Source organism: Oceanobacillus salinisoli (assembly GCF_009733865.1).
GTDB classification, from domain to species: domain Bacteria; phylum Bacillota; class Bacilli; order Bacillales; family Amphibacillaceae; genus Oceanobacillus; species Oceanobacillus salinisoli.
Genome location: NZ_WOFB01000029.1, coordinates 1 through 12,529, shown reverse-complemented (window position 1 = coordinate 12,529; position 12,529 = coordinate 1). Strand labels below are relative to the sequence as shown.

Here is a 12,529-nt window from a genome sequence, read left to right as displayed (position 1 = left end):
ACTATATACACATCATAGTATTAGTAAATGAGTGAGTACAAAAAATGAAAATACTAAACAGGCAGTTTCCAAAAAACATTGTTTTTGTCACTAAATATATAAACTTGGGACTAACTTTAAATGATGTTGGAGCACTAACTTACCGCTACGGACTACGACTTCCGCAGGTGACCATAATGAAGCAGATGTCGGCCGTTGTGCAAAATATCAACACAACGGCCGCTCATATCAACCAGTGTATGCGGGATATCAACCATTAGAGGGCTTTTATCAACCATAAAGAATCAGATATCAACCGTTGTGAAAAATATCTACTCAACGGGAGCACATATCAGCCAGTGTATGCGGGATATCAACCATTAGAGGACATTTATCACTCGTGTTTAGACTTTAGCAGCGCGAGCACTACTGAGTAATCTTCTTTGTTCTCTTGCGCCGAGGAAACCTACTACGGAACGTTAATAGAAGACTAGAGGCGCACTTACGGTTTTCCTTGATGAGGCTTTAGGTCGTGCACACGAACCGTAAGTATTCTATCGGAGCGAATGCAAGCACGCAATCATCATTAGAACAAGAGAGAGCATCACAATAGGAATTTTCATTAGTCAGGAGTTTATATCAACTGCGAACTAAAAATCAATAAAATTTACGAAAAGAGGCTATAAATATGTTTGGGGAGGCATTTCTATGGAAGAAATAATTATTTCAAAATTAAAAGAACTGGAAACAGGTCATCGCGTGAAAATTCTCTATGCCTGTGAGGCAGGTAGCAGATCCTGGGGGCTTCATACAAATGAAAGTGATTTTGATGTACGGTTTATTTATATTCATCCACCGAACTATTACTTAAGTATTGATCCTGTTGGCATTGGCAAAAAGAAAGATGTCATAAACGTTCCAATCGATAAATCATTGGATATCCATGGCTGGGAACTTACAAAAGCATTACGGCTTTTCAGAAAATCAAACCCTGCTTTACTTGAGTGGATGCATGCCGGAATCGTATACCATGAAGCCTTTTCCACGATGAAAGAAATGAAGAAAATGGAACCTGGTATCTTCTCAGCAAAGACTTGTATCCATCACTATGTGAACATGGCCAAAAATAACTTCAGTAAGATTTCACAGCAGGAAGAAATAAATATTAAGATGTATATCCATGCCGTTCGTCCGATTCTGTTAGCAAAGTGGATGATTAAACATCAAACTTTTCCTCCTATCCATTTTCTAACCCTTACAGAAGACTTAGTACATGAAAGCGAAGAAATTCGGTTATTAACAGAGATAAAAACAAACAAACAGCATATAGAAAGTTTGAATGATAAAAAGCTCAATTCATTTATTAACAAAGAGATTAGACAACTGGAAGAACTCGTTAAAGATGTACCAATGAAGAAATCCTATCATATTACTGAGCGGCTAAATCATTTATTTCAACATACTTTAATAGAAGTGTGGGAGACTTGAATACCAATTTAAATTCGTACTGGCAAGTCTCCCCTTCCGTTTTAATTAAGTTAACCTAACCAAGAACATTGTAGCAATTCCAAAGTATATAAACAGCGAAATAATATCATTTATAGTTGTTATAAGCGGTCCAGAAGCAACAGCAGGGTCGACATTAAATTTATATAATACTAGAGGGATAATGGTTCCTGCTAATGTCCCAATAATTAACGTCAATAAAAGGGAGACACCAACGACAAAACCAAGTGTGGCACTTCCTTGCCAGAATAAGGCAATAATAGCGATTAATATACCACATGTTATACCGATGAAAATTCCTACCCATAATTCACGCAGTACTAATTTAACGACTTGTTTAAAATTCAGATCATTTGTAGTTAGTCCCCTTACAACAACAGCTAGAGATTGTGTCCCCGTATTCCCTGTCATTCCCGCAATCATCGGCATAAAAAATGCCAAGGCTACTACTTGATCCAACGTTTTTTCAAACCCTGCAATGATACTGCCTGATACAATTCCAATAAATAATAGTAAAACAAGCCAAGGTAATCTTCGGTAGGCAGCTACCATTGGTCTCGTATTAAAATCAATCGCTTTCCCGGACGCAGACAGTTTTTCTATATCCTCATTTGCTTCCTGGTAAATAATATCAACCACATCATCAACGGTGACAATCCCAACCAGCTTATTATCTTCCTCAATAACTGGCATGGCTATAAAATCATAACGGTTAATCAGTTTGGCTACTTCCTCCTGGTCTGTGTGCACATCTACTTTGACAACCCGGCTGTACATAATATCCTCAATTTTTTCATGCATATCAGCTAAAAGCAGATCTTTATAGGAAACCACACCAACCAGTTTTTTCTCTTCATCGATAACATATAGATAGTTTAAGTATTCCGCGATTTCGGCAAAATGCTTTAATTTGTCCACAGCTTCACGCACTGTATAGGTTTGAGGAATCCAAACCATTTGATTGTTCATGATTCTCCCGGCCGTTTCCGGAGCATATTTCATCATATTCTGAACAATATGGGAATCCTCTTCTTCCATCTCCGAAATTAGTTCTTCTATCTTTTCCGGATCCAGGTCCGTTAATAATGATACAAGATCATCATTATCCATTAAATCAATAACTTTAGAGGATTTTTCAATTCCTAATTTTTCAAGAACATGCAGCTGCTCTTCCTTATCAAGCTCTTGAATCATATCTGTTAATTGCTCCATAGACAAATTGATAATAAATTTATTTTTATGCCTATTTGGCAAATTTAAGTATTGCTGGGCAACATCATAGGGCTGTAATTCGTCGATAATCGCTTGAAATTGCAACTTTTTTCTGTCTTTTATAGCTTGAATAATAGCAAGTGTCAGCTCATTTTCTGTCATCTCAAGAGACATTTGCACTGCCTCCTTCTTCAATAAATTTCATTAACATTATAACTTGAAGTAAACGAGTGTAAAACAAAAAAAACCATTTTATTACGCAAATAAGTGTGTGTAAAAGTTCCGGATTTTTTTATTTTTACCTATATCTGAATCGCTAAACTGTTATTTACACATCTATTATGTCATTTCTGTAACAATTGTTATAATTCGAGTTAAATATTCCAGTATTTCCAATTTTAGGAGTAAATTTCACAATGGGTTATTTTTCCATGACATTCTGGAACATAGATTGGGATTAAGTCCATACCAAGTATCATAAAAAAGGAAAAAATTGGACCATGCTATTTTATATTACATCTAGTAATCTTTCAATAGAATCAATTAACCAGGAGGTAATGACATGAAAAAGATGACTAAATTACTATTAACATTGACTTTAACAATCAGTATTTTTACTATACCAGGTAATGCAGATGCAGCATCTTATACTGTACAAAAAGGCGATACATTTTATTCTATTGCAAATAAATTTGGTACAACTCTAACAAACTTACAAATTGCAAATAACCGTTCTGGTAATGTTTTGTATGTTGGGGAAACCATTAAAGTTCCTGATGCTATTTCCTACGAAGACATGGAATTAATGGCTAAGCTTGTACACGCCGAAGCAAAAGGGGAACCATATGCTGGGAAAGTGGCAGTAGCAACTGTTCTATTAAATCGTGTGGATCATAAAGATTTTCCAAACACCATCCCTGGAGTCATTTATGAAAAATCAGGTGGATACTATGCGTTTACCCCAGTACAAAACGGTACGATAAACGGTGGGTATACTGCAGAAGATATGAAAGCAGTAAATGAAGCTATTGCATACCGAGGACAAGGAAATGGTTCAATCTTTTTCTACAATCCTAAAACTGCAGTAAGTGATTGGGTTTTCTCTCGTGAAACGACAGTCACAATCGGCAACCACCGTTTTGCAAAATAACAACAAATGAGGATGTCCGTTTTAAGGCATCCTCTTTTTAATGTTTATACTTTTCATTTGAAAATCAATCTTTTCTTTCTTACTCGTTAAAACGAACACATCCAATTGTGTTGATTCCTTGCTAAGTTTTACTGGAAGGTAATAGGTTTCCCAGCTGTTTTTTAAAGGAATTTCTGATGAACGATTTTCATGTATAAACTTGCCGCGCGGATCTGTTTCTTCTATTTTTAAGATGACATTTCCCTTCCCTTTTAATGTGACTTGATAGTGAACATTTTCACCGCCAAAAAATTCTTCTTTTGGTGTAAATACGATTCCTTCTTCCATTTGTTTTCCATTTGTCTTCACTTCATACAAACCAGAATCTTTTTGATTAACAGATGAGCCAATCCCAAATAATCTAGGACTGTTTTCTTCTATCGCAAAGGATTGGCTCACTAAAATAAAAGAAGATAACATAATCACGATACTAATAAAAAGGAATTTATTCATGTTCGTTAGGTGCTCCCGTTATTTTGATTTCGTCACTGTATCTAATTTTCCTAATGTAGAAGGTCCAGCTATCCCATCTGCTTTTAGTTTGTATTTTTTTTGAAAGGCTATGACAGCTTTTTTTGTTGCTGTATTAAAAGTCCCGTTCACTTTGCCTTTATAATGACCCGTCTTTTTTAATTTTGTTTGCATTGCAGTTACTGTAGATCCTTTAGAACCTACCTTTAATATAGGATATTTTACTACGGCTGCAGGCTTACTCGCTGTCGATTTCTTGCTGGCAATAATGGAATCCAACTTACTAAGTGTCGCAGGACCAGCAATACCATCCGCTTTTAGCTTATACTTCTTTTGAAAGGAAATGACCGCCTTTTTGGTTGTAGTGTCATACATGCCGTTTACTTTTCCTTTATACACGCCAGCTGTTTTCAGTTTATTTTGCATATCCTTAACAGCAGTTCCTTTAGACCCTGCTTTTAAAATAGGATATTTCTTTACTTGCGTAGTTTTAGGTACAGGTTTTGGCGCAATTGTTTGCTTAGGTGGTAGGACCGGTGTCACCGCTTCCTGTGCTGGAGCTGAAATAGCACCAGGTGTACTGGCTGGCGGTTCCTGAACAACCGGCTGCTGTATGACAGGAATGTCTATACGATAGACTTTTAAGACTTGACCTACATAGATGACATCCGTCTGCAGGTTATTTAATTCCTTTAATTGTGACACTGTCATCTGATGTGCGGTTGCAATTTTCCACAAGGACTCACCGTATTGAACCGTATAAGTAGTAATATTGGCTGGTATATTTCCTTCCTGCTCTTTCGGTCTATCTGGATTGGCAGGGGCCACGGTAACCTGTCCATCATGAGATAACCATGCTCGATAAGACTGCCAAATGGAAGCATTTTCCTGCCCTAAGCTCCAACTTCCCGTTCCTTTAATATTATGCTTATGAACAAGTTCCAATTTCGCCTTGATAGAATCATGATTTTCATACCAAATATGATACGTACCAGGTGTGAGCGTCTTCCCTGCTATCACTGTTGTTGGAGCACCTTCTTTAATTGTAATGGTTGCTTTAGGCGATTTCGCTTTTTCATCAAATATAACGGTTCCACCATATTTCACTAACAACTCATCTACACGGTGATTGGAGATGCCGATCCCGCCTGTTGCATCCCCTTCTTTCCAATAGCGCCCATAAAACGGAATTCCGAGAACAACCTTTTCAGGTGAAACTCCTTGCTTAATCGCATATTCAATGGATCGATCGACCCAGCCATAACTTGCTACCGGTCCCTCAGGTCCACCTGTATAACTTTCATCATATGCCATAATCATTAAGTAACTTGCATATTTACTTAATTCCAAATAATCATAAGAACCATGCCAGCCCTTAGTCCAGCCATTTGGATTAGCGGCAACAGCAACGGAAACCTCTTTATCAGCCGGAAGTTTTTCACGCAGTAACCGAACTAAGTCTGTATAATTTTCCCGGTCCACATCTGTTACATTTTCTATATCCACCTGCACACCATCCAAGTTGTTCTTCATAATAAAATCAGCAATCTGGGTCGACAATTTCTCCCGATTGGCTAAAGCAGCTCTACCAATGGTCCGGTCCCAGTGGTTACTTAAGAATGGAACCACTTTTATCCCACGACGGTGCATTTCTGTTACAAAAAACGGATCAAATTGGGAGGTTATTTTCAAGGAACCGTCTGTGTTGATATCAAAATAACTGGGGGAAACCAAGCTAAGGTTTCCCTGGGTTTTATCCACTTGTGAAATATAAGAGCTTGTATTCCCAAAATATAAATAAGACATGTTAAAATCTACTTCATGGGCCTCTGTTTTTTGCATCGGAAAACTCGTTAATATCGTTGTCCCTGCTACAATCGCAATGGTTGCTACTTTCAATTTAGGCATGTTTTTCCTTACATACTGGATGGCAGTTTCTTTCAAGGAAGTACTTCTTTTATTTGTTCCAAACTCCTCACTAAATTCCACTTCATGCGAGCTTTTTAAAGAATCCATATGAAGATATATCACGGTATTTCCATTTTCTATTTTGATTTCGTAATGATTAAACGGATATAAGGCCATGATTAAGTCCACCTTTTCTTTTATTATTATCGAAGTCCTGCTGCCTTTTCCACCTGAGCCTGGTGTGATGCATCTGCCTTTCCATCCACATGTCTTGTACTGCTTCCGAAATACACATCAAAATGTCCGGTAATACCATTATTCGTTATATATTGCCGTTCATGCGGCATAAAGCTCATGCTTGCTGCCAGCTTTCTTCCATCCACTTCGATAATTACTGCTCGAGGTGTCCAGGAAAAACCGCCCCAAATCGATTTTGCAATATCTGTATCTTTCGTGGAGACCGTCTCCGAATCAGCATGGTTTGCCCCAATTGTTCGTTTAATATAAAAGCTTTTTCCCGTTGCGAAATCGGTAACCTTTGCCGTTTTTCCTATCGCAAACACATATTGTGCTTCCGTCCACCAATCCAGGTATTCTCCATGTTTTGTACTGATTACTTCTTTTACCGCAATATGATGTACAGGAATTTTTAGTTGTTGCCCAACCGATAGTCTGCTGCTTGTTGATAAATTATTAACTTTTAATAATTCATTTTGAGGTATTCCATATCGAACACTTAAATCCCAGATGTTATCTCCTGATTTAATCGTATGGGTAATGTAGGAGACAGAATTCACTGTGGATGGGTCAGGTGCATTTAAACCATTTGGTATTTTTAGTACCTGTCCAATTTGCAGCAGGTCACTTTTGAGATTGTTCGCTGAGCGTATGGTGTCAACTGAAACAACAAAACGATTGGCAAGTGCTGATAGACTGTCACCTGATTTAACCGTGTAATCGAATGTTTTTCTTTCTCCTTGTTGCTCCGTAGTCTTAGGGACTGTTTGGGTTACTCCTGACTGCCCAGTAGGAATTGTTAACGTTTGACCTAATTTCAATGTATCTGAAGTCAGGTTATTTGCACTTTTGATTGCCGAAACCGTTATATTATAACGAGATGCAAGCGACCATAACGTATCCCCTGATTTGACTGTATAGCTTTGGTAGGATGTTGCCGGACTTGAAGGAGCGGGTTGCTGGGCTGTTGTTCCATTTGGGACCTTTAAGGTTTGGCCAATACTTAACGTATCGGTCTTTAAATTATTGGCGCTTCTTATGGCATCAACACTCGTATTGAATTGTCTTGATAATGACCATAAGGTGTCACCGGATCCTACAGTATAGCTTTGAGTAGCTTCTGGACTCGGTTGATTGGTTTGCTGAGTTGTTCCATTTGGGACCTTTAAGGCTTGGCCAATGCTTAACGTTTCGGTCTTTAAATTGTTGGCACTTCTTATGGCATCAACACTCGTATTGAATTGTCTTGCTATGGACCATAAGGTATCTCCGGAGGTTACGGTATATGTGCTGTTGGTTTGGGCAGTTGATTGTGTTGATGTTGAACCTGCTGTATTTCCAATTAGCACTGGAATAATTAAGGTTTGACCAATTTTTGTTGCATTACTTGCCATTCCATTTGCCACTTGAATAGCGTCAGCCGAAGTGTTATATTGTTTGGCAAGTACGGTTAAATAATCCCCGCTTCCAACGGTATGAAATGCTTTTGGAATAATTAATCTTTGATTTAGTTTTAACGTATCTGAACTTAGGTTATTCGCTCGTTTAATATAATCTACAGAGGTATTATATTTTTTGGCAATACTCCAGAGTGTATCTCCAGATTCCACCACATAAAAAATAGCACCGTCCTGTGAGACCTCAGAGGTTCCCGTATCTTCAGCGGCTTCCGCTTTGGAATGATCTGTTCCTAATGCTAGCGATGTTACCACCATTCCGCCGACCATGATTTTTACCATGCTTACTTTTATATATGGATAACGTTCATTAATAATTTGGCGAGCCGATGTTACAAAATTCACTTTAGCCTTAGGAGTACTTCCAAGTTCTGTACCAAACTCTGTTAATTGATCATCAAGGTAAATAAATAATGTATACTCATTCGTATTTTTATCTAGCTTCACTTCATATCTTTGTATATTTTCCATTTATTTAAGCTCCTTTATCAGATAATTTATCGGAGTTGTACTATGTAGTATTCTACAAAAGGAGCAAAACATTAATAGATTAAGTTAAAACTTATTTAATGGAAGATTGCAGGAACAAAAGCGCAAGCGCCCGTTTAGCGACGTACGGACTGGACTGAGCCGCAGGAGATAAAGGAAACACGACGAACGAAGGGAGTCGATGTTGACTTTCACCACAAGGGTATAAGTGCGACTAAGCCTCTGGTTTCACCAATCGGCAAGGCTTCTTTATCGTACGGAGGTGAAGGAAGTCTCGCTAGTCGCTGGGCGCTGGCGCTGGATGTGACTACTTATAGTAATAAAAATTATCCACAGGTTTTACGTTTTACAATTTCCTAAGCAGTAAAAAAATCAACCCATGTACTAGGTTGATTTTTGAAAAAGCATTTATTTTAACGTTTGACAACATTGAAGTTTTCACCAATCAGCAGCCAGTTTTGTGGGAAAGGTAAACCAAGTTTCCAATAACTTATCCCACGAAGACCAAGCTGTTTAAGAAGATTAAATTTTGCCTGAATCGATCTTGCATCTTCAAACCAAACTTTATGTGCACGTCCCTGCTGATCTGTGTAATCAAAATGTGGAGCCTGTGCCCGGGTATCATATTGAATCGAAACATTATATTGTGCTGCAATCTCAATTGCTCTTTGCGGGCTAATGGCTCTTGCATATTCACCACCAGGGACATATGGAAGTGTCCAGTCATATCCATATAAATTTTGCCCCATCATTATTTTTGAACCAGGCATTTCAGATAGTGCGTAGCGTAATACTTGCTCAACAGGTCCAATTGGAGATACCGCCATTGGGGGCCCTCCTGAATATCCCCATTCATAAGTCATTAGCACAACAAAATCGACAATCTCTCCATGGGCCCTGTAGTCATGCGCTTCGTACCACTGTCCTGGCTGGTCTGCTCTTGTCTTCGGAGCTAATGCACTGGATATTAATAATCCTTCCGCATGCAGACGGTCAGCAGCTCTTCTGAGAAAATTATTATAGGCTTCCCGCTGGTTGCCTGGTAAATACTCAAAGTCAAAGTGAATATCAGTAAATCTCCCGACACTTCTTGCCTCGGCTATGATGTTATCTAAGAGCAGTTCCTGTACGGCACTACTCTGTAAAATGTCCCTTCCCAGCTCCCCACTGAATTGTCCATTCTCTAAGTTTGTAACCACCATCATTAACGATGCTCCCGTTTCTTCAGCAATTCCTGGAATTCCGTTTAAAGGCATTGGTTTCAGTGAACCATCTCTTCTTGCCTCATAGCTAAATGGTGCTAAATAAGTTAAGTATTGGCCACTTTCCCTTGCATCTTTCAATAATGTTTCACTGACCTGAGCACCTCTTGGCTCAATATAGGCATTGATTTCTGCGGTTTGCTTTTGAAGAGGTGGAATGAATATTCTTAGACCTATTGGAAGTGGTGAATTAGGATTAATCTGATTAATTTGAGCCAACGTTAAGTAATTTATTCCATAACGCTGGGCTATAGACCAAAGCGAATCCCCGGGCTGAACCCAATAGAAGCTTCCCCATATTGGAACGACCATTGCCTGCCCCACTACTAGCTGGTCTGGATTCGGTATTTGATTTGCCTGCACAATATCCTGAACGGTTGACTGATAGGTTTGTGCGATTCTCCAAATTGTATCTCCCCGCAGAACAACATGAATTTGCATCGGACCTCTCCCCTTCCTTGATGCCAAAACATAAACCCAACTATATATCTATGACAAAAAAAAAAAAAAATGAAATTTCTTTTGTGGTGCCTGTCACTTCCCGAATTTTGTCGAATTAAAAAACCACTCCAGTGTTTGGAGTGGTTTTTAGATTAATCATCTAATTGTGAAATGGTTGTTTTTGGAAAATAAAATTCGATAATCTCTTTATAGGTTTTGCCTTTTTCTCCCATGACATAAGCTCCCCATTGGCTCATTCCGACACCATGGCCATAGCCTTTTCCTTTCATGGTATAGACGTCTTCTTCTTCCTCTAATGATTCAATCAGATAACTTCTAAATATGTCTCCCCCGATCATTGGCCGAATTCGGTTAAGTTCCACATCTTTAAGTTCCACCTGCTGAAACATAATCGTCCCTTCAAATAATTCCCAGAGAAAGTTAACAGTAATCGACCCCTTCACACTTCGATCGGATTCAAGCTGCTGACCCACTAATTCAAACTCAGGAATGGAAAGAATCTTAATTTCTCCCGGATATCCATGCTTATTCAGCCAGTTTTTCATCGTTGTAGTGATTTTCTCATCTCTTTCCTTGATGTTATCCCACCATTCAGGATCTTCTAAGCTTATATCTTCTAAATCGATTTGTGTTTCATGTAATGTGAATTCCCAAGGATTTGTTGGATCATAGGGATCTTCTTTGATTGGAAAGAACGGTAATGCTCTTCCACCCCAAACATGAGAATTATTTTCAGTTTTTCCACCATTACTTGCCGAATAAAAAGCATCGATAAGTTTGCCATTATAGGTAATGACTTCTCCCTTTGTTTCATCAACTGCCTTATTCGTATTTTTATCCCATGAATATCCACCGTAAACTTGATAATTAATCGTATCATCAATCTCTTTACCTACATGTGATGCTGCATACGTCCGAGCTGCCAATGCTTGAGCTTTTAAGGTTTCCAAGCTCCATTCAGGAAATACTTCAAAAGGAACAACTCCCTTTAAATAATCCTCAAGCGGTAATTGATTCACCGGTCGAATCCAACGCTTATTTTCAACTCTAAATTCCATTGCCCCTAAATAGGATTGATCATCAATTTGAACCACATGATTGTAATCATAATTGTTCGGAATTAGAAGCAATGAGCCACCAACCTCATACGTTTTATCTTTACCTTCTAAAACAAGTGCCCCCTTTTTGATCTTTAATGTATACGTCATCCCTTCTTCCAGATGAACAGTTGGATCAAGCGTGAAGTAATCCCCTTTTAATTGAACTTCCAGCTCTGATGTTTCTCCAACATGATTAACTAAACGGACTCGCATTAAGTCTTCAGCATGACTTGAATCCGGAAACCAAAAAATAGCAGCTAATGTGAATATAATAGCCATGTACCTCATTCGTTCATCCCATTCCTTTTTAAAATTATCTCTTTTTGCAAAGTTTGTTGTTGTGAAATTTGTATAAACTTCTAACTGATATTGTGTTAACGTTGATTTCCGCTGCGGGGTCTCATTGTCTTCGCTTTCCCGCAGGAGTCGTCTGTCCTCCGCTCCAATCAACCATCTTAATAGTGGTAAGATATGCTAAAAATCTATTTAGCTAAGTAAAATGATTAGATATAAAAGCACAAAATTAGCGGTGGAAATACATAGAGAATCCTACGGAAAAAGTAACATCGGTGAGACCCCTAAAGACGCGGTAGCACGAGGAGGCTTACCAGCCATCCTAAGGTGCGCGTAGTGTATTTCCGTAGCGGTAAGTTGATGCTCCAACATCATTTAAAGTTAGTCCGAATTTTATATCAATTACGAAATAAAATTCACCTCTAAAAACACCAATCCTTTTATAAAACAGCCTAAAATTAAAAATAAGCCGTAATCATATATGAAGTGTGTATTACAGCTTAATTATTATTATGCAAATATTATTCATTGACATTTTGAAAGATGAAATTTGGATTATTGCTGTGAGACCACTTCCACCTTTTTTCTGAAAGCATCTTCACCTTGCTTAATGGCTTATCTTTAATTTATTCATGTCTTAGTTTGTCATATACCTGATGTAATAGATAATAATGGAGAAAACACCATCCAATGCTTTTCATTAACCTCTCAAGGATCCCCTAATCTACAATAATATTTTCTTGCAAGGTACCAAACTTTATTCGAGTAAAATACTTACAATAATTGTATAAACCACATAATTAATTACAAAAAAGTTTTTGCAACAAATCCCTCCCAAGCTTAAAAATTTCTTAGATAGCCAGGCCTTTAGATCACATAGTTTTCTTGCACTTATGCAGAAAAAATTTTCATACCCCCTTATCGGCAAAGAACAAAAGCGCAAGCGCCCGTTTAGCGACGTAC

At 38.2% G+C, this 12,529-nt stretch carries 8 protein-coding genes; 2 read left to right on the top strand and 6 right to left on the bottom strand.

All coding sequences use genetic code 11. The annotated features are described in order from the left end of the window. The first annotated feature begins 687 nt into the window (after positions 1-687). Complete coding sequence (locus GMJ66_RS17610; protein ID WP_156291630.1) at positions 688-1,467, top strand: nucleotidyltransferase domain-containing protein; 780 nt, start codon at positions 688-690, stop codon at positions 1,465-1,467. 45 nt (positions 1,468-1,512) lie between these two features. Here the strand turns inward: GMJ66_RS17610 and mgtE are convergent, their stop codons facing one another. Next, a complete protein-coding gene (gene mgtE / locus GMJ66_RS17605; protein ID WP_156291629.1) occupies positions 1,513-2,871 on the bottom strand; it encodes a magnesium transporter in 1,359 nt (452 codons plus the stop codon). Between the two features lie 388 nt (positions 2,872-3,259). Here mgtE and GMJ66_RS17600 point away from each other — a divergent pair, with 388 nt between their 5' ends. Continuing rightward, a complete protein-coding gene (locus tag GMJ66_RS17600; RefSeq protein ID WP_156291628.1) occupies positions 3,260-3,847 on the top strand; it encodes a cell wall hydrolase in 588 nt (195 codons plus the stop codon). A gap of 21 nt (positions 3,848-3,868) precedes the next feature. Here the strand turns inward: GMJ66_RS17600 and GMJ66_RS17595 are convergent, their stop codons facing one another. From GMJ66_RS17595 to GMJ66_RS17575, 5 genes are all read right to left on the bottom strand, one after another. Beyond that, a complete protein-coding gene (locus tag GMJ66_RS17595; protein WP_156291627.1) occupies positions 3,869-4,339 on the bottom strand; it encodes a hypothetical protein in 471 nt (156 codons plus the stop codon). A gap of 18 nt (positions 4,340-4,357) precedes the next feature. Continuing rightward, complete coding sequence (locus GMJ66_RS17590) at positions 4,358-6,442, bottom strand: glycosyl hydrolase family 18 protein (protein ID WP_156291626.1); 2,085 nt, start codon at positions 6,440-6,442, stop codon at positions 4,358-4,360. A gap of 26 nt (positions 6,443-6,468) precedes the next feature. Continuing rightward, on the bottom strand, positions 6,469-8,430 hold the full coding sequence (locus GMJ66_RS17585; RefSeq protein ID WP_156291625.1) for a LysM peptidoglycan-binding domain-containing protein: 1,962 nt from the start codon (positions 8,428-8,430) through the stop codon (positions 6,469-6,471). A 431-nt stretch (positions 8,431-8,861) separates the two neighbouring features. Further along, a complete protein-coding gene (locus tag GMJ66_RS17580) occupies positions 8,862-10,151 on the bottom strand; it encodes a LysM peptidoglycan-binding domain-containing protein (RefSeq protein WP_156291624.1) in 1,290 nt (429 codons plus the stop codon). A 152-nt stretch (positions 10,152-10,303) separates the two neighbouring features. Beyond that, complete coding sequence (locus GMJ66_RS17575; protein WP_156291623.1) at positions 10,304-11,560, bottom strand: SpoIID/LytB domain-containing protein; 1,257 nt, start codon at positions 11,558-11,560, stop codon at positions 10,304-10,306. Positions 11,561-12,529: the final 969 nt, after the last annotated feature.

Bases quoted from the DNA above. Each gene is read 5' to 3' on its own strand.
- GMJ66_RS17610 (WP_156291630.1), top strand. From the start codon at position 688: ATGGAAGAAATAATTATTTCAAAATTAAAAGAACTGGAAACAGGTCAT.
- mgtE (WP_156291629.1), bottom strand. From the start codon at position 2,871: ATGTCTCTTGAGATGACAGAAAATGAGCTGACACTTGCTATTATTCAA.
- GMJ66_RS17600 (WP_156291628.1), top strand. From the start codon at position 3,260: ATGAAAAAGATGACTAAATTACTATTAACATTGACTTTAACAATCAGT.
- GMJ66_RS17595 (WP_156291627.1), bottom strand. From the start codon at position 4,339: ATGAATAAATTCCTTTTTATTAGTATCGTGATTATGTTATCTTCTTTT.
- GMJ66_RS17590 (WP_156291626.1), bottom strand. From the start codon at position 6,442: ATGGCCTTATATCCGTTTAATCATTACGAAATCAAAATAGAAAATGGA.
- GMJ66_RS17585 (WP_156291625.1), bottom strand. From the start codon at position 8,430: ATGGAAAATATACAAAGATATGAAGTGAAGCTAGATAAAAATACGAAT.
- GMJ66_RS17580 (WP_156291624.1), bottom strand. From the start codon at position 10,151: ATGCAAATTCATGTTGTTCTGCGGGGAGATACAATTTGGAGAATCGCA.
- GMJ66_RS17575 (WP_156291623.1), bottom strand. From the start codon at position 11,560: ATGAGGTACATGGCTATTATATTCACATTAGCTGCTATTTTTTGGTTT.